This window comes from Labrys monachus, assembly GCF_030814655.1.
Lineage (GTDB): Bacteria > Pseudomonadota > Alphaproteobacteria > Rhizobiales > Labraceae > Labrys > Labrys monacha.
Genome location: NZ_JAUSVK010000001.1, coordinates 4,298,444 through 4,316,439 on the forward strand (window position 1 = coordinate 4,298,444; position 17,996 = coordinate 4,316,439).

At 65.6% G+C, this 17,996-nt stretch carries 14 protein-coding genes; 2 read left to right on the top strand and 12 right to left on the bottom strand.

What is annotated here, in order from left to right:
- Positions 1 to 165 precede the first annotated feature (165 nt).
- The 7 genes from J3R73_RS19680 to J3R73_RS19710 all read right to left on the bottom strand — a co-directional run bounded on the left by J3R73_RS19680 (position 166) and on the right by J3R73_RS19710 (position 10,084).
- On the bottom strand, positions 166 to 1,476 hold the full coding sequence (locus J3R73_RS19680; RefSeq protein WP_307430653.1) for a porin: 1,311 nt from the start codon (positions 1,474 to 1,476) through the stop codon (positions 166 to 168).
- Positions 1,477 to 2,039: 563 nt separating this feature from the next.
- Positions 2,040 to 2,927 carry a choline/ethanolamine kinase family protein gene (locus J3R73_RS19685; protein WP_307430657.1) on the bottom strand — a complete coding sequence of 296 codons (888 nt, stop codon included), beginning with the start codon at positions 2,925 to 2,927 and terminating at the stop codon, positions 2,040 to 2,042.
- Positions 2,928 to 2,999: 72 nt separating this feature from the next.
- Entirely contained in the window at positions 3,000 to 4,166 is a 1,167-nt protein-coding gene (locus J3R73_RS19690; RefSeq protein ID WP_307430660.1) for an iron-containing alcohol dehydrogenase, read from the bottom strand.
- A gap of 79 nt (positions 4,167 to 4,245) precedes the next feature.
- A complete protein-coding gene (locus J3R73_RS19695; RefSeq protein ID WP_307430662.1) occupies positions 4,246 to 5,631 on the bottom strand; it encodes an aldehyde dehydrogenase family protein in 1,386 nt (461 codons plus the stop codon).
- A 502-nt stretch (positions 5,632 to 6,133) separates the two neighbouring features.
- Positions 6,134 to 7,507 carry a glutamine synthetase family protein gene (locus J3R73_RS19700; protein ID WP_307430664.1) on the bottom strand — a complete coding sequence of 458 codons (1,374 nt, stop codon included), beginning with the start codon at positions 7,505 to 7,507 and terminating at the stop codon, positions 6,134 to 6,136.
- A gap of 80 nt (positions 7,508 to 7,587) precedes the next feature.
- On the bottom strand, positions 7,588 to 9,177 hold the full coding sequence (locus J3R73_RS19705) for an amino acid permease (protein ID WP_307430667.1): 1,590 nt from the start codon (positions 9,175 to 9,177) through the stop codon (positions 7,588 to 7,590).
- A gap of 79 nt (positions 9,178 to 9,256) precedes the next feature.
- On the bottom strand, positions 9,257 to 10,084 hold the full coding sequence (locus J3R73_RS19710) for an N-formylglutamate amidohydrolase (RefSeq protein WP_307430670.1): 828 nt from the start codon (positions 10,082 to 10,084) through the stop codon (positions 9,257 to 9,259).
- A 178-nt stretch (positions 10,085 to 10,262) separates the two neighbouring features.
- On the opposite strand from J3R73_RS19710, the gene J3R73_RS19715 reads away from it, so the two are divergent.
- Entirely contained in the window at positions 10,263 to 11,132 is an 870-nt protein-coding gene (locus tag J3R73_RS19715) for a MurR/RpiR family transcriptional regulator (protein ID WP_307430674.1), read from the top strand.
- A 63-nt stretch (positions 11,133 to 11,195) separates the two neighbouring features.
- On the opposite strand, the gene J3R73_RS19720 is transcribed toward J3R73_RS19715, so the two are convergent.
- The 5 genes from J3R73_RS19720 to J3R73_RS19740 are packed head-to-tail and all read right to left on the bottom strand — an operon-like array spanning position 11,196 to position 16,873.
- Positions 11,196 to 12,230 carry an ABC transporter permease gene (locus J3R73_RS19720; RefSeq protein WP_307430677.1) on the bottom strand — a complete coding sequence of 345 codons (1,035 nt, stop codon included), beginning with the start codon at positions 12,228 to 12,230 and terminating at the stop codon, positions 11,196 to 11,198.
- Entirely contained in the window at positions 12,223 to 13,296 is a 1,074-nt protein-coding gene (locus J3R73_RS19725; RefSeq protein ID WP_307430681.1) for an ABC transporter permease, read from the bottom strand. The genes J3R73_RS19720 and J3R73_RS19725 overlap by 8 nt, the downstream gene beginning before the upstream one ends.
- Positions 13,289 to 14,782, bottom strand: a complete 1,494-nt coding sequence (locus tag J3R73_RS19730; RefSeq protein ID WP_307430684.1) for a sugar ABC transporter ATP-binding protein — start codon at positions 14,780 to 14,782, stop codon at positions 13,289 to 13,291. Before J3R73_RS19730 ends, J3R73_RS19725 begins: the two co-directional genes overlap by 8 nt.
- Positions 14,783 to 14,842: 60 nt before the next feature.
- Positions 14,843 to 15,850: a substrate-binding domain-containing protein gene (locus J3R73_RS19735; protein ID WP_307430687.1), complete on the bottom strand. Its 1,008-nt coding sequence runs from the start codon at positions 15,848 to 15,850 to the stop codon at positions 14,843 to 14,845.
- Positions 15,851 to 15,880: 30 nt separating this feature from the next.
- Positions 15,881 to 16,873 carry a LacI family DNA-binding transcriptional regulator gene (locus J3R73_RS19740; protein WP_307437524.1) on the bottom strand — a complete coding sequence of 331 codons (993 nt, stop codon included), beginning with the start codon at positions 16,871 to 16,873 and terminating at the stop codon, positions 15,881 to 15,883.
- A 206-nt stretch (positions 16,874 to 17,079) separates the two neighbouring features.
- Here J3R73_RS19740 and J3R73_RS19745 point away from each other — a divergent pair, with 206 nt between their 5' ends.
- Positions 17,080 to 17,973 carry a sugar phosphate isomerase/epimerase family protein gene (locus J3R73_RS19745; RefSeq protein WP_307430690.1) on the top strand — a complete coding sequence of 298 codons (894 nt, stop codon included), beginning with the start codon at positions 17,080 to 17,082 and terminating at the stop codon, positions 17,971 to 17,973.
- Positions 17,974 to 17,996 lie beyond the last annotated feature (23 nt).

Genomic DNA, 17,996 nt, shown 5'->3' on the forward strand with positions numbered 1-17,996 from the left:
GAATCCGGCGGCGGCCGCGACATTCCCCCAAGAATCAGGAGGAGCCGGATCCGCGATGGCGGGCCGGGTCTCCGCGATTCGCACGGAGGCGAACCGCCCGGCGAATCGCGCTCACAAAAAAAGGCCCGGCGCGAGCCGGGCCTTTCGAAGTTCGGGCAGGATGGATCAGAAGGTGCGCTTCACGCGAAGGCCGGCGACCAGGGAATTGGTCTTGTCCTTCACGAGTTCTGACGACGTCGAGCCGTCCGTCACGAAGACCGGCGTGCCGTTGTGGGCATTGGTGCCGGCATAATAGACTTCGGCGCCGATCTGGAAGCCCTTGACGATCTCGTAGTTCAGCTGGCCGCCGACGACGTAGGAGGTGAAGTCCCCGTCCTGGCCCACGGCGACATCCGACGGCGCATTGTAGTGGCCGATGCTGCCGAAGAGCATCGCGGTGAGCTGGGGCGTGATATTGAAGCCGGCTTCACCGGTGACCGAGTAGCTCGTCGCCGTCTTGATACGGCCGCCGAGCGTGAAGTCGGCGTCGTAGGCGTTGGGCGCACCGGCCGGCGAGAACTGGTTCGCGGCGACGCCGGTGAACGAGCTGGCACCGTCGGCATAGTTCGCTTCGAGGGCGATATAGGCACCCGGGACGACCGGGAGGTTGACCGAAAGGCCGGAACCGACCGCAAAGCCCCACTTCGAGCTGCTGTGCGTGCCTTCGAGATCGCCGAGGACGTCGATCTGGTGCAGGGCACCCATCACCTGGAACTTGCCCCAGGAGGCATCGTAGAGGACGTTGGCGATGATGTTCGGCGTCTTGGCGCCGGCATTCGTCAGCTGGCCGCCCTCGGTGTTCACGCCGTTACGCTCGCCGGCCGGATCTTCGACCGACAGCGTGGCGCTGAAGCCGCCGCCGAACTGGGCGGTGTAGGCGAGCAGCTGCTTGGTGCCGACCATGCCCGAGCCCATATAGGGCGCGAAGAAGGTATCGCCGTAATAGTTGTCATAGAAGGCGTAGAAGGATTCGGCGTAACCGGCCGTCAGGCCGCCGAACTGGATGTAGGCCTTGTCGATATAGACATAGGAACCACCGATGGGATGGCCGATCTGCCAGTTCTGCGCCCCGGAGTTGCCGGTTGCGGCGTCGATGAGCAGGAAGGAACGCAGCAGGCCGTAATCGGTCTGGGTGCGCACGTCGAAGCCGAGCTGGGTCCGCCCCTGGAAGGAGGATTGGGACGTAGCACGGCTCGAGGTTCCGGCGGCCCGGTTATGGCTGTCGGCGGTGTTGAAGGTGTAGTCGGCGCGAATGTTGCCGCTGATCTTCAGGCAGCTATCGGTGCCGGGGATATAGAAGAAGCCGGGCCCGAACTCCGAGCAGACCTTCACATACTCGACAGGCTCAGCCTTCGTCATGGGCAGATCGGCGGCCTGGGCAGCGCCGATAACGGCGATACCGGCGGCGGCGCCGAGAAGAAGAGACTTCATCGTCATTGATGACCTCCAAGACATCTTACTTTGATCGAAAGCAGCGGCTGCTTCGACCGGGTCGCGAGACCCCGGCCTCAACCTCAGATCGGCTTCCGGTTTACGACCCATCGGATGGAATCGATGGATCGACACTGCTCCACCCCCCCCTCACTCCACAATGCAAAATTAGCGCTTCCTCATGTATTCGAGTCTCTTTGCGGCAGATGTGTCACTCAAAAGACACAACATAATCCGCCGTGAGCCTCAAAAGAAGCCACTTATACTACTATTGATTGCATAATTTAACATTACAACCGTAGATTTTATTTTACAATCTAGCGTACATCTATTCTTACGTGTATCATTGACATTCACATGCGTAGATACATATGATAGATAACGATAAATACTATTGATTGAATTTTTTACACTGTGCAACCGATTGGAATCGTTCGGTGGCAACATTGCCACCGTCCCGAAATCGATGATGCCGGGCGAGCCGCTCAGCGGCAAAAGAAGGAAGTCGGAGGCCGAGACACCCGTGCTCCGTCACCGCGCCCTTTTCGCCGGCGCCGGACGCCGGCGGCTCAGCGTCGAGGCTGCAGCCGTTGCGCCGCCGTCTTCACCCGTTGCTCGTTGACGGCGATGTAGTCGGCCAGATCCTCGGCCGGCGGCGCGGCGAATGCATCCTGGGCGTAGCCCCACAGGAGGTCGCGGAGCGCGGCGGCGAGGCGCATCGCAGCGAAGGCCTCGCGCTCGCCGGCGTCCGGGCCGTGGCCGAGCCACTGGGCCAGGGCCTCGCCGGCGTGCTCCTCGGAAAGCAGGGCGTTGTTCGCCAGGCTGGCGATGTCGGCCATCGGCTGTCCCTGCCCGGCATATTCCCAGTCGACCAGCCAGAGCCGATGGCCGTCGTCGATCAGGTTGCCGCCGTGAATGTCGTTGTGAGCGAAGCCGGGGGGAATGGCGGCAAGGCCGGCCGCGAGCCTGGTCAGGAGCGGCCGGCAGGCCTCGACCGCGCCGCGCCAGCGATTGGGCCGCTCCGAGAGCATGCGCCGATAGCGGTCCAGGAGCACGAGCGGACGGCGGTCGAGCACGGGCCCGCGATAGAGGCGCGGCATCGCCGTTCCCGCCAGCCTCAGCAGCGCCACGGTCCGCCGGAGCGTCGCGGCCTCCGCAAGATCCGTCGCCGCCAGCGTGCGGCCCTCGACATGGCGCAGGACCATGAGATCGGCCTCGGCCCAGACGAGTTCCGGGCCGAGGCCGGCTTCGGCGGCGGCACGCGTCGCGGCCTGCTCGGCGCGGCGGTCGATGCCATGGATGGCGTTGTCGCCCGCGGCCCGCGCGACGAAACGGCCCTGCCCCGACCGGACCAGGACGTTACGGTTGGTCAGCCCGCCGGGCAGCGGCTCGATCTCGAGGGGGCCGGACCAGAGCGGCAGCGCGGCGAGACGGGTGGTGAGGTCGGGAAGCGGCATGGCTGGGTCGCGCGGTCGGCCGATGGAAGGAAGGCCCCCGGCCGCCCTCGCCGACCGCGGACCGTCGCTCTCCTACAGCGCGCCTTCGAGCGCCTTGCGGTAGAGCTTCAGGGCGCCGGCCTTGGTGAGCGCAACCGGATTGCCGCCGGCGGTCGGATCCTTCGGCGCCATCTTCGACATCAGATCGAACTTGCCGTCGTCGACCTTGAGACCCGCGAGCGTGTTCGGCACGCCGAGTTCCTCGCGCAAGGCGAGCGTCCAGTCGAGGAAGGCCGAATAGCGCGGCTTCAGACCGATATAGGCGGCCAGCCGCTCGATCTTCTCCTTCACGGCCTTCTTGTTGAAGGCGATGACATAGGGCATGAAAACCGCGTTGGTCAGGCCGTGATGGGTGTCGTAGAGCGCACCCACCGGATGGGACAAAGCATGGATGGCGCCGAGGCCCTTCTGGAACGCGGTGGCGCCGATCGCAGCGGCCGACATCATATGCGCGCGCGCTTCGATGTCCGTGCCGTCGGCATAGGCCCGCGGCAGATATTCCTTGACCAGCCGGACGCCTTCCACCGCCATGCCTTCGGCCATGGGATGATAGGAAGGCGCGCAATAGGCCTCCAGGCAATGGGCGAGAGCATCGAGCCCGGTGCCGGCGGTGATGTGCTTGGGCATGCCGACGGTGAGCTCGGGATCGCAGATCGTCACCTTCGGCATCATCAGCGGGTGGAAGATCACCTTCTTGGTGTGGGTCTTCTCCTGCGTGATCACGCCGGCGCGACCGACCTCGGATCCCGTTCCGGCCGTCGTCGGGACGGCGATGATCGGCACGATGCCCTTCGGGTCGGCCCTCGTCCACCAGTCGCCGATATCTTCGAAATCCCACATCGGCCGCTTCTGGCCGGCCATGAAGGCGATGACCTTGCCGGCATCCAGCGCGGAGCCGCCGCCGAACGCCACCACGCCGTCATGGCCGCCCCGGCGCAGCACTTCGAGGCCCGCATAGACGTTCGACTCGACGGGGTTCGGCTTCACCTCGGAGAAGATCGCCGCGTGCAGCCCCGCCTCCTTCAGGCTCTCGAACGCCGCCTTCGTCATCGGCTGGGTGGCGAGGAACGGATCGGTCACCAGCAGCGGGGCCGTGATGCCGGCGCTCCTGCAGGCTTCCGCCAGTTCGGAAATGCGGCCCGCGCCGAAACGAATGGCGGTGGGGTAGTTCCAGTTGGCGCGCGGTGAGGTCGAAGTCATGAGGGGTTCCGTTGGAGCGATGGAAAAGACGGTATCGCCTGGGACGACCGGCCGGACCGGCCGTCCCAGGCGGTGATGCTCAGATCGTGCGCAGATGGTAGCTCTTGGGCTGCGTGAGCGCCTCATAGCCGAGGCGCGACAGGCCCGCGCCGCGCCCGGTGTCCTTCACGCCGGTCCAGGTCAGACCCGGATCGAGGTAGTCGCAGCGATTCATGAAGACGGTGCCGGTCTCGATCTCGCCGCCGATCCGCTCGGCCGCGTCGAGATCCTGGGTCCAGATCGCGGCAGTCAGGCCATAGGGCGAATCGTTCATCAGGCGGACGGCATCCTCGTCGGACCGCACCTTCATGATGCCGACCACGGGACCGAAGCTCTCCTCCATCATCACCGACATCGAATGGTCGACATTGGTGAGGACCTGCGGGGCGAGATAGGCGGTCTTCCCGGTATCGGCAGGATATTTGGCGACGTCGATATGGGCGGTCGCCCCCTTGGCGACGGCCTCGCCGGTCTGCTTGCGCACCCAATTGGCGAAACGCACATTGGCCATCGGGCCGAGCGTCGTCGCCTCGTCGAGCGGATTGCCGAGCACATATTGGCTGGTGAGGCTCACGAAGCCGTCGACGAAACGGTCGTAATGGTTCTCGTGCACATAGATGCGCTCGATGCCGCAACAGCACTGGCCCGAATTGTAGAAGGCGCCGTCGACGAGGTTCTCGATCGCGTGGTCGATATCGGCGTCGGCGCGGACATAGGCCGGGTCCTTGCCGCCGAGTTCGAGCCCGAGCGACATGAAGGTGCCGGCCGCGGCCTGCTCGATCGCACGGCCGCCGGCGACGGAGCCGGTGAAATTGGTGTGGTCGACGAGGCCCCGGAACAGCAGGCTGCTGGTCTGCTCATGGGTGAGGACGAGGTTCTGGAACACGCCCTTCGGCACGCCGGCCGCATCCATCGCCTTCTGGAAGCGCTCACCGACCAGGATGGTCTGCGCCGCATGCTTGAGGATCACCGCATTGCCGGCGATGAGGGCCGGCGCCACGGTGTTGACGGCGGTCATGAAGGGATAGTTCCACGGCGCGATCACGAAGACGATGCCGAGGGGCTCGCGCTTGATCATGCGCTTGAAGCCGGGCCGGTCGTCGTCGGGAACGGTCGGCGCGAGGCTGGCCTCGGCAATGCGCACCATGTAGCGGACGCGCTCCTCGAAGCCGCGGAATTCGCCGCCATAACGCACCGGCCGGCCCATCTGCTGGGCGAGTTCGGGCACCACTTCCTGGTTGCTGGCGAGCATCGCCTCGAGGAATTTGAGCACATAGGCGCTGCGCTCCGCGATCGGGAGCCTGCGCCATTCCTTCTGGGCCGCACGGGCCGCCGCGATGGCGCCGTCGATCTCCTGGGCGCTGGCGGCAGGGCGGCGCACCAGTTCCTTGCCGTCGATCGGAGAAATGCAGATGATATCCGACATGATGGTCTCTTGTTGAGAGCACCGGCGCCACCGCACCGGAACTTCGGTGAAAGGAAGGCGGATCGCTGCGTGGACACTGCGTCGCGACAGGCGCAGGCTCGCGGCCGTTCCGAAATCGACGTCGTCTCACGGCCCGGGATCGACAAAGCACCACGCCGTGCCCCGATCGATCCAGGTCCGCCCTCTGGATGATGCCGTCGTTCTACAGCATCTCGCCCGATTTTCGAACCGGATCCGATGCTGCATCTCCGGTAATCGCATCATGTCCGCCGAAACCGTCTCTGCTTCCGGCGCGATGCGTAATGCGTTCTACCTCCAGATCGACTCATCAAGAATCGCAAAATTCTCTTGGCACCAATCGCCAAATTGATGATCCGCTCTGGCTTGAACGCATCTTGCTCCGGTGCGTTCTACCTCCAGACCGAATCACCGGGAACCGCAAAATTCTCTTGGCACCAATGCGCTAAACTGGTGTGCCGCTCCGGCTCGAACGCCTTTTGCTCTAGATGATCTCGAAATAGCGCTCCAGCTGCCAGTCGGAAATGGATCGGCGGAATTCCCGCTCCTCCCATTCCCGCGTGGCGGCGTAATGGTCGACGAAGGCGTCGCCGAACAGCGCGCGGGCCGCCTCGGACGCCTTCAGGCGATGGGCCGCCTCCATCAGGCTGCGGGGCAATTGGCGCTCCCTCGGGAATTGCCTGTCATAGGCCGATCCCTCGACCGGCGCATCCGGCTCGATCCTGTTCTCGATGCCCCAAAGGCCCGAACCGATGGCCGCCGCCAAGGCGATGTAGGGATTGATGTCGGCCGCCGCCACCCGATATTCGACGCGCTGCGACTTTTCCGAGCCGGGGATGACGCGCAGCGCGCAGGTCCGGTTCTCGACGCCCCAGCTCGCATCCGTCGGCGCCCAGAAGCCGGGAATGAGGCGCGTATAGGAATTCACCGTGCAGGCGATCATCGCCAGCAATTCGGGCATCAGCGCCTGCTGGCCGCCGACATACCAGCGCATCTCGTCCGACATCGCATGCGGCTTGTCCTTGTCGTAGAACACGCCCCGGCCGGTTTCCAGGCTGGTCAGCGAGGTATGCAGATGCCCGGACTGGCCCGGCCAGTCATGCGACCACTTGGCCATGAAGGTCGCCATCCAGCCCCGCTTCTGCGCGAGGATCTTGGTGAAGGTCTTGAACAGCGCCGCCTTGTCGGCCATCGCCAGCGCCTCGTCGACGCGCAGCGCCGCCTCGAGCACGCCCGGCCCCGTCTCGGTGTGAAGGCCCTCGATCTCCATATCCATGGCGCGGCAGGTGTCGAGCAGTTCCCGATAGAAATCGGCATGCACGCCGGCGCGCAGCATGGAATAGCCGAAGAAGCCCGGCGTGATGCTCTTCAGGTTGCGGTAGCGCTTCTCACGCACCGAATGCGGGGTTTCGTCGAAGAGGAAGAACTCGAACTCGGCCGCCGCCGCGACGGCGTAGCCCATGTCGGCGGCGCGGGCGAGCACCCGCCTGAGGGTACCGCGCGGACAATGCGCCTCGGCCTCGCCGGCGAATTCACCGATGAAGAGCGGGATGCCGCCCTCGAAAGGAATGGTGCGCATCGTCTCCGGGACGAAGCGCGTCTCGGCGTCGCGGTAGCCGTTATGCCAGCCGGCGAAGCTCGTATTGTCGTAGAGTTGGTCGTTCGAATCCCAGCCAAGGACGACGTTGCAGAAGCCGAAGCCCTTTTCCAGCGCGCTCTCGAACTTGTCGCGGGCCATGTATTTGCCGCGAAAAATGCCGTCGATGTCGAAAACGCCGACCTTGACGTCGGTGAAGCCGCCTTCACGGACATAGGCGATCGCCTCGGCTGCATTCTTGGGTTTCGCGGAATTCGCCATATTTCGTCTGCTCCGGCTCCGGATGAATTCGATGGAGGCGGCCGGCCCCTGGTGAGGAAAGGGGCCGGCCGCGTTTGTCGTCAGGCCGTCTCGCCCACGGCCTTCTCGGCCTGGGCGATCTCGGCCGCCCGGCGGGCGATGTCCGCGCCGATTGGCGGGCCCTTGAAGCGGCGGGATTCGACGCCGAACCACAGCACGAGGAGAAGGATGACGAGGCCGATCGCGTAGTTGATCAGGATGTCGAAGGGCGGCTGGATGCCCGCATACATCAGGACCAGCACGCCCAGCACGGTGATCACCGCGAAGGGTTTCGACCAGATGCCGAGGCGGAAGGGACCGAACTCCGTCCACGACTTGCCTTCGGCGAACAGGCCCGCCGCGATCGGCATGGCATAGGAGACATAGAGGAAGAGGGCACAGCCCGCCGCCAGCGCCGCGAAGGCCGGCGAATACAGCGTCGCCGCCACCGAGAGCACCGCCCCGAGCCAGATCGCCGCCACCGGCGTGCGCCAGGTCGGGCTGACGCCCCGCCACAGCGAGGATCCCGGCAGGCCGCCGTCACGGGCGAAGGCGAAGATCATGCGCGAGGTCGAGGTCAGCCCCGCCAGGGCGCAGATGAAGTTGGCGACGACGATGCCGATGGCAAGCAGGTCCTTCAGGATCAGCGGCGCCGGCAGGTTGGTGAACAGGTTGAACCAGGCAGCTCCGCCATCCTTGGCCGTGGCAGCGAGATCCGGGCTCGCCAGGACGAAGGACACGGCCATGGCGAAACCGAATATCAGCGACCAGAGCACGGCGTGGATCATGCCGCGCGGCACCGCCACGCGGGCATTCTGCGTTTCCTCGGAGGTGTGGGCGGAGGCATCGAAGCCGGTGATGGTGTAGAGGGGATAGAGCAGGCCCACCAGGAAGGCGATCAGCGCGGGCCTCGGGGCCGGCACATAGCCGCCGCCGGCGTCGCCCGTGTTGTTGACGAAGGTGAACAGCCGCGAAAAGTCCCAGCCCGCTCCCCAGAACAGGAAGGTCAGGGTCAGCACGACCGCGACGACAAGGATGAGGTAGCCGGAGAAATCCGTCAGCAGCGTGGTGAGCTTGATGCCGAAATGGTTGATCAGGGCCTGCGCGAGCGTGATCACGCAGACGGCGACGACCTGCGCGACATAAGCCGAGTTGTTGATGGCAGCCGCCTGCTCGGCGGTCATGCCGGCCGGCAGAGGATCGGACACCGCCGTCCAGGCCGTCACGTCGACGTGGAACACGCCGGCGAGGACAAGGTCACGGAAGAGCAGCCAGACGCCGACATTCACCGAGGCGACGACGAAGATCAGGCCGAGCAGATTGATCCAGGCCGTCGCCCAGCCCCAGCCGCGGCCGCCCAGGATCGAGGACCAGTGGTAGAGGCCGCCGGCCGTCGGATAGGCGGAACCGATCTGGCCGAGCGAGGCGGCGACGATCAGCGCAAAGAAGCCGCCTACCAGCCAGCCGATGGTCGCCTCGAAGCCACTGCCAGTGGCCATGGCGAGCGGGAAGGAGGTGATGCCCCCGGCGAGAATGCAGATGATGGAGAAGGAGATGGCGAAATTAGAGAATCCGCCCATGCGGCGCGCCAACTCCTGCGCGTAGCCCATGGAATGGAGGACCTTTACGTCCTCGTCCGTCGACCCAGTCATTGTTAAGTCCCCCGACTTATGGTCTTGCGACCGGTGAAGTCCGTATCTGGCGTTCAGAACCGCTTTCTTGTTCGAGCGGTCATAGGCCGGCGCCGGCCCGCCGCGCCAGTGTATTTCCGGCCGGCGGTGCCGCTATGCTCTTGAGAATGCAAGCAAGTTTCATGCCCCAAATTGCCTCCTGCTGCTCCGTCGACAGGAGGTCGTTGCGAATCTCGATCATGACGCTCGACAGCCCCCGGCTCTGGCCGTGGCGATCGAGCGTATGATAGACGCGATCCCCGGGACTGTAGGGCTCGTTTGCCCCGACGGTCAGCGTCTCGTCCCGCCGCAAGGCCGCCAGCATCGGCGCGGACAGGCTCTCGTCATGGTCGAACAATACGCCGATATGCCACGGCCGCAACGCCCCGCGATAGACCGGCGTGAAACTGTGGACGCCGATCACCGCGACCGGGCCCGATACCCTCTTGGCCTCGACGGCCGCGGCGATACAGGCATGGAAGGGCTCGTATACCTCGCCGACGCGCCTCTGCCGCTCCGCTTCGTCGAGCCCCGCATTGCCGGGAATGTCGGTGTCTTCGCTGCGCAGCGGAATCGCGTCGAACATCGCGGGGTCTCGGTTGCAGTCGATCACCAGCCGGCTGACGCGGCAGGAGACCAGCGGCGCATCCAGTTCGCGGGCCAGCACCCTGGCGACGCCGAGGGCACCGGGGTCCCAGGCGATGTGGCGGGTCAGGTCCGCCGCTGTGAGACCGAGGTCCCCCAGGCGCCCGGGAATCACATTGGAAGCGTGTTCGCAGACGATCACATAGCGTCCGGCGCCATCGGCATTCTCGACCAGCGCCGCGCCGTTCCCCACCGCCCAGCTCGCTTCAGGCCCCGAAGATCCGCTCGGGTTCGCTTCTAACATTCATTACGTCCGACTGGCATTTCATCTACATTGTTAGTCTGAGTACAGAGGCGGGCCGCTTGTCAATCGCGAAATTGGCATTTGTTTCGCGTTCCGTGCTTTATTTGAGATCAGGATCGCGGCGGTCGAAGGCGTTCGCGCCTCGCCAGGGACGATCGAAGAAAGGGAGGGCCTCCGCGTGGCAGCTATCGAAGACCTCGCGGGCACGGCCGGCGACAAGACGCTCGCGACGCTCATCCGGGGGCGCCTCGGAAACCTCACGCCGACCGAGCGGCGAGCCGCCCACGTCCTCCTGTCGAACTATCCCTTCGCCGGGCTGGAGACGGTCGCGCAATTCGCCGCGCGTGCCGGGGTCTCCGCCCCGTCGGTCCTGCGCTTCGTCGCCCGGCTCGGCTTCGGCGCCTATGCCGACTTCCAGCGTCACCTGAAGGAGGAACTCGAGGCGCAGCTGCAGTCGCCGCTGATGAAGCAGGCGCCGGACCCGGCGACCGCGACCCCGCTCTCCGCCTTCGCCGCGTCGGCCGCCGCCAATGTCACGCAGACCTTCGCGGCGGTGGCGCCGGCCGAGTTCGACGCTATCCTCGCTTTGCTGACCGATCCCAAGCGCAGGCTCCATATCGTCGGCGGACGTCTCAGCGAGGCGATCGCGCTCTACATGGCGCGGCACCTGCGCGTCATCCGGCCCGAGGTGGCGCTGGTCGAGGGGCAGGTCGAGACGTGGCGCGACCAGGTCATCGACTTCGGCAAGCGCGATGTCCTCATCGTCTTCGACATCAGGCGCTACCAGGACGACGTCGTCCAGCTCGCCCGGGAGGCGGCCGAACGCGGCGCCACCATCGTCCTCTTCACCGACCAGTGGCTTTCACCCGTCGCGCGCATCGCCCGCCACGTCATCGCCGCCCGCACCGGCATCCCCTCGAACTGGGATTCGAACGTCGCCATCCTCGCCGTCGTCGAAGCCCTGATCGCCGCTGCGACGAAGGCCCTGTGGGATCTGGCGAAAGCGCGCATGCAGGCGCTGGAGCTGCTGCGCAAGTCGACGCGATGAAGCAGGGGCGGTCCCGCCACCGGCAGGCCGCCGGAGAAACCCGAGACGGACAGGCGCCGCCGGCTACCGCCTCCTGCCGAAGCTCAGATAAGGCCGGATCGTCTGCACCGCCATCACCGCGATCAGCACAAGGCCCCAGATGGCCGCCGTGAGATAGGGACTGAGGCCGAGCTGGTTGAAGCCGGAGGAGATCACCTGGAGGATGGCCAAGGCGATCATCAGGCCGGAAACCTTGCCGAAGCCGCCGAAGGGATCGACGCCGCCGAGCACCGCCGCCAGGATCGTCACCAGGAGATAGGACTGCCCATAGTCGGCGCTGGCCGAGTTGAAGAGCGCGAGCGAGACCAGCGCCGCCACGAAGCACATCACGCTCGACAGCGTGTAGACGCCGACCAGCACCCGCCTTGTGTCGATGGCGGAAAAGCGGGTGGCTTCGATGTTCGAGCCGATCATGGCGCAGGAGATGCCGAAGGGCGTCTTCCGCAGCACGAGTCCGAGGAGATAAGCCGCGCCGGCGAGCACGAGGAAACTGACGGGTATGCCGAGGACGAGGGCCGTGCCGGCCCTCGCGAAGATGTCGGGAATGCCGGATTGGGCCTGGCCGCGCGTCAGATAGATGCTGATGCCGTCGATCAGCGATTTCGTTCCGAGCGTGACGAGGATCGGATGGACGCCGGTATAGGCGATCAGGGCGCCGGTGACGAGGCCGATGGCCACGCAGAGCAACAAGCCGGCCAGCAGGGCCAGCAGGATGACGCCCAGCAGGGTGGCATTGCCCGCCTCCGGCGTCAGCAGCGTACGCATGACGAACACCATCAGCATGGCGCACTGGTTGGTGGTGGCGATGATCGCGAGGTTGAGGCCGCCGGTGATCAGCGGCACCACCATGGCGAGCGACAGCAGGCCCAGCAGCGGCAGCTGGAGCATGAAGCTCTGCAGCGTGGCACCGCTGGCGAAGCCGGGGATCGAGACCGAAAAGCCGGCGACGAGCACCACGAGCAGCGCCAGCAATCCCGGCGAGCCGCCCGGTGCGCCGCTGCGCAGGCGGGTCATCAGGGCATTCAGGCCCGCATCGGCGGGCGAAGCGGATTCAGCCACGGGCGGTCTCCTGTCTTGGCGCGAGCGGCGTCTTCGATGCCTCCCGCGAGGTGTCGGCCGATCCGGGCGGCTGGCTCGGATTGCGATGCCGCCGCCGCTGGCGTGCGCTCATGACCGTGATCGAGGTCGAGATCAGGATGGTGAGGCCGATGACGATCTGGAAGAAGTAGGAGGAGACGCCGAGCAGGTTGAGGCCGTTCTGCAGCATCGCCAGGAGCACGATGCCGAGCAGCACGCCCGGCACCGTGCCGATGCCGCCGGTGAGGCTCGCCCCGCCGAGCACCGCCGCCGACAGCACCGAAAGCTCGGTGTTGTACATGGCGTTCGGCACGCTTTCGCCGACCCGATGGGCCTGCAGCAGGCCGCCCACGGCGGCCATGAAGCCGAGGAACCCGTAGGCGACGAAGTGCAGCAGGCCGATATTGACGCCGACGCGGCGGGCCGCCTCCGGATTGCCGCCCATGGCGTAGAGCTGCCGGCCGATCTTCGTGCGGGTCATGAACAGCCAGGTCAGCAAGGCGGCGGCGAACATCATGACGATCGGCAGGGTGATGCGGGTGAGGTCGCCGTCGGCGTTCTCGGTCTGCCAGAAGACGATGCGGTCGGTCCACCAGTCGGGCAGGTTGTAGAGCGACCTGCCGCCCGAAAAATACATCAGCAGCGAGAAGGTGACGCTCATCATCGCGATGGTGGCGATGATCGAGGTGATGCGGACGAAGTGGATCAGCGCCGCGTTGAGGCAGCCCAGCACGATGCCGATCAGCAGGCCCGCCCCGATGGCGACGATGCCGGGCATGCCGGCCTGGGTGGCGAGGATGACGGCGACGTATTGCGCGACGGAGGCCGTGGCGGCGAAGGAGATGTCGATGCCGCCCGACACCAGCACCACGAACAGGCCCATGGCCATGATGGACTGGACCGAATAGGTCTCGAGCAGGTCGACGAGATTGGCCAGCGTCAGGAAGCCGGGCGCCGCCGCGCTCAGGAGCGCGCCGGCAACGATGATGACGGCGAGGAGCCAGGCCTCGGGCCGGCGCTGCAGGCGCGCGAGGGAGCCGTTACGCATAGATCCGCTCCTCGAGCTGGTGTTCGGTGATCCTGCCGGGGATCGCTTCCTCGACGATGCGGCCCCCGCGCATGTGCAGCACACGGTCGCAGGTGGCGAAGATTTCCAGCACCTCGTCGGAAATCACGATCACGCCGACGCCCTGGCCGGCGAGTTCGGCCACGACGTCGTAGATGCCCTTCTTGTTCTTGATGTCGACGCCGACGGTGGGGCTGTCGAGGATGAGCACCTTGGGATGCGCCGCGAGCCATTTGGCGAGGACCACGCGTTGCTGGTTGCCGCCGGACAAGGTCTGCACCGGCTTGTCGAAGCCGCCGATCTTGATCGCGAGACGCTCGACCCATTCCTTGGCCAGGGCGCGGCGCCGGTGGGCGGGAATGAGGCCGAGGCCGCCGCGAAGGTCCTTCAGGACGGCCAGGATGATGTTGTCCTCGATCGACTGCTTCAGGATGACGCCGAGACCGAGCCGGTCCTCGGAGACATAGGCGATGCCGGCGTCGACCGCGTCGCGGTTGGTGCGCAGCTTCAGCTGCCTTCCCTCCAGCGCGATCGTACCGCTTTCGGGTTGCGTCATGCCGAACAGGCTGAGGGCGAGCTCCGTCCGGCCGGCCCCGAGCAGGCCGGTGATGCCGAGCACCTCGCCACGGCGAAGCGTGAAGGACACGTCCGCATATTCGCCCTCGCGCGTCAGATTCCGCACTTCCAGCAGCGGCGGCGCGGCATCCATGTCGCGCGCCACGACCTCATGGGCGATGTCGAGCCCGGTCATGAGGTTGGCGATGCGGCGCTGGTCGACCTCGCCGACCGGCCAGGTGCCGACCTTCCTGCCGTCGCGCATGACGGTGACGCGCTCGGCGATCTCGACCACTTCGTCGAGCCGATGGGAAACGAACACGACCGCGATGCCGTCGGCCTTGAGCCGCGCCACGATGGCGAGCAGCCGGTTGACCTCGCTGCGGGTCAGGGAGGAGGTCGGTTCGTCCATGAAGATGAGCCTGGCATCCGCGGCCAGGCCCCGGCAGATGGCGACGATCTGCCGTTCGGCGACCGGCAATTCCCCGACATTGGCACCGGGATCGAGGACGAAGTCGAGGCGCTTCAGCACGCGCTCCGCGAGGGCGCGCATCGCCGCATAGGAGACCGGCGTGGCCAGGTTCTCCAGATGGCTCTCGATGGCGATGTTCTCGGCGACGGTGAGATTCGGGAACAGCGAAAGATCCTGGAAGATCACCTGGATGCCGAGCTTGCGCGCCCGGCCGGGCGTGAGCGGCAGGACCGGCTCGCCGTCGATCTCGATCGTGCCGGCGGTCGGCGCGTGCACGCCGGCGACCGACTTGATCAGGGTCGACTTGCCGCAGCCGTTCTCCCCGACCAGGCAATGCACTTCCCCGGGACGGACGTCCCAGTCGATGCCTTGCAGGGCCTGAACGCCGCCGAAGCGCTTGGTGATGCCGGTAAGGCGAAGAAACGGCACGGGATCCGTCATGGGCGATATCCAAAGCGTCCGAAAACCCCTTCTCCCGCCATCGGGAGAAGGGGAACTGCATCACAGCCCGAGATCGGCCAACCGCTTGATGTTGGCCTTGTCGAGCGATTCGAGCTTCTGGGCCTGGATGAGGCGCTTGTCGGGGTAGACCTTCACGGGACCGACCTCGACCAGTTCCATCCCGTCGGTCGGCTGCTTGCCTTCGGCCAGCAATTTGGCGAGCTGGATGAAGATCTGGCCTGCCGTCATCGGGTTCCAGATATAGCCGCCGCGGATGGTGCCGTTCATCACGTATTTCATGCCCTGACCGGGGGAGAAGCCGCCGACGAGCACGATGGACTTGGCCTTGCCGCGATCGTCCAGCACCTTGGCGGCGCCGATCGGCCCCTGGGAGCCGAAGGTCAGGATGCCGTTGAGGTCGGGATGGGCGCGGAGCTGGTCCTGCGTGGTCTTGATCGACTCGTCCAGGCTCTCGGCGACGCCGAAGCGATCGCCCACCATCTCCATCTTCGGATATTTTTCCTTCTGGTAGGCGATCGCCGCATCGGCCCATGCATTGTGCAGAGGCACGGTCAGCGACCCCACATAGAGGATGTACTTGCCCTTCTCGCCCATCTCCTTGGCCAGCAGGTCCATATGGGCCTTGCCATAGGCGTCGATGGTGGTCAGCTCGAAATCCCAGTCATTGCCCTTCAGGGCCGGGCCTTCGTGCGACAGCACCTTGATGCCGGCCGCCCTCGCCCGCTCCAGCACCGGCTCGAGCGCCGCCGCGTCGTTGGGCACGATGCCGATCACGTCGACCTTGCGCGCGATCAGGTCCTCGATGGCGCGGACCTGCTGGGCGGCATCGGCCTGGGTCGGACCGACCATCCAGCCATTGACCTTGTCGGTGGCATCCTGCTTCTTGATGCCGACCTCCATGGCGTTGAACCAGGGAATGCCGCCGATCTTCACCACGATGCCCACCTGGGGCTCCTTGGCATCGGCGAAGGCGCCGGATACGCCAAGGACGCTCATGGCAGCGCCGGCTCCCATCGTGGCGAGGAGCTCGCGTCGTGTCAGTTTCATGGTTTCCTCCTTTTTTGCTTGGTCTTGAATTCAGGCCGCCGCGTTGTCCGGCAAGCCCGTCCTCCGCAGCGACGAGCCGCGGATTTCGATCGCGCAAGAGAGGCGCAAGGTCCTCGGCACGGCGTCGCCGCCCGACAATCGCCGGATGAACTGCGTCCATGCCGCCCGCGCCATCTCCTCGACCGGCTGCCGCACCGCCGTGATCGGCGGCGTCACCAGATGCATCCATTCGGTGTCGTCGAAGCTGGCGAAGGCGATGTCGCGGGGAATCGACACCCCGAGTTCGGCGAGAAGCTGATAGGCGACGAGGGTCGTGAGATGATCCAGGGTGAACAGGGCGTCGGGCCGCGTCCCCGCGCTCAGCCGCGCCCGGAGCCGGTCGCGGATGACGCCACGGTCGAGACCCGACTCCACCATCTCGATCGCCATCGGGCCGGCCGCGGCGGCCGCGCCCTCCCATCGCTCGCGCACATTGCTGATGGCCAGCATGCTGCCGGCCACGAGGCAGGTGCGGTGCCCCTCTCCCGCCAGATGCGCCGCGATGGCAGCGGCCGATTTCGCGTTGTCGACGGCCACGAGGTCGAAACCGCCATCGTCGGGAATGCGGTCGGCGACCACGATCGGCGGGTTGCCGCCCCGGGGAAGCCGCGCCGAAAGCCTGCCGTCGCAGGGGATGACGATCAGGCCCGCCGGGCGCCACGAGCGGATGGAGCGCAGCCGTTCCGCCTCCTGGTCGGGGTCGTTGGCGGAGCTGACGACCAGGAGATCGAAGCCGTCATCGCGCGCAAGCCGCTCCAGCGTGGAGACGAAGGCGCCGAACATCGGATTGGACAGATCCGGCACGACGACGCCCGCGAGCGAGTGCTTGCCCGAGCGCAGCCGGGAGGCATGGCTGTCGGCGACATAGCCGAGCTCGTCCACCGCGGCCCTGACCCGCGTGATGAAACCCTGCGAAACCGACGGCTTGCCGTTGAGCACGTTCGAAACGGTCGCCACGCACACGCCCGCATGCTCGGCAACCATCCGGATCGACACAGGAGCAGCACGGCGCAAGTTTATCCCTCCCGAGGCCCGTCGTCCTCATTCCCATAAAACGTTTTATTGGATGCTAGACATTCCCAGGAACTGTGTCAATTATGCGCCGCGCCGATATGGAGGGCGGGATCTTTTCGCATTGCAATATCTTTACTTCGCAGGCGCAACAAATCAACGAGGTGTTGGAGGAATCAATGAACAAGCTCGGAGTGCATGCCTTCGTCTGGACCGCCGGCTGGACCAACAACGATTGCGCCTATGCGATCGCCAAGACCGCCGAAGTCGGCTTCGACCTCATCGAGGCATCCACGCTCGACCTCGATCTCCTGGACGTCGAGTTCACGCGCAAGCAGCTGAAGCAGGCCGGCATCGGCGCCACCTTCTCGTTCGGGCTCGACGACGAGACCGATATCTCGTCCAATGATCGCGAGAAGGAAAAGCGCGGCGAGGCCCGTCTTTTGAAGGCGCTCAATCTGGCGCGCGACATCGGCGCCACGCATGTCTGCGGCATCCTGGAATCGGCCTTCCAGAAATACAGCGTGCCGACCACGGCGGAGGGCGTGAAGCGTTCGGTCGAGGTGCTGCAGCGCGTCGGCGAGGTCGCCGCCAAGAACGACATCATCCTCGGCCTCGAAGTGGTGAACCGCTACGAATCGAACGTGCTCAACACGGCGAGCCAGGCGGTGGAGATGTGCAAGCGCATCGGCTCATCCCATGTGAAGGCCCATCTCGACGTCTATCACATGAACATCGAGGAATCGGACATCTCGCAGGCGATCATCGATACCGGCGACTATATCGGCTACTTCCATACCGGCGATTCGCACCGCGGCTATATGGGATCGGGGACCATCGACCTCGCCGGCGTGTTCCGGGCGCTGGTGAAGGCCAATTATCAGGGGCCGATCACCTTCGAATCCTTCTCGTCCCGCGTGGTCGGACAGCCGCTCGAAGGCATTCTCGGCATCTGGCGCAATCTCTGGGAAGACAGCCACGACCTCGCGACCCATGCCCTGATGTACACCAGGGCGCAATTGAAGGCCGCGCAGGAAGCCGCCAAACAGGCCGAGCGCAGCCGCCTGCCCTGATCCGGGCCGGACGGCTCGATATC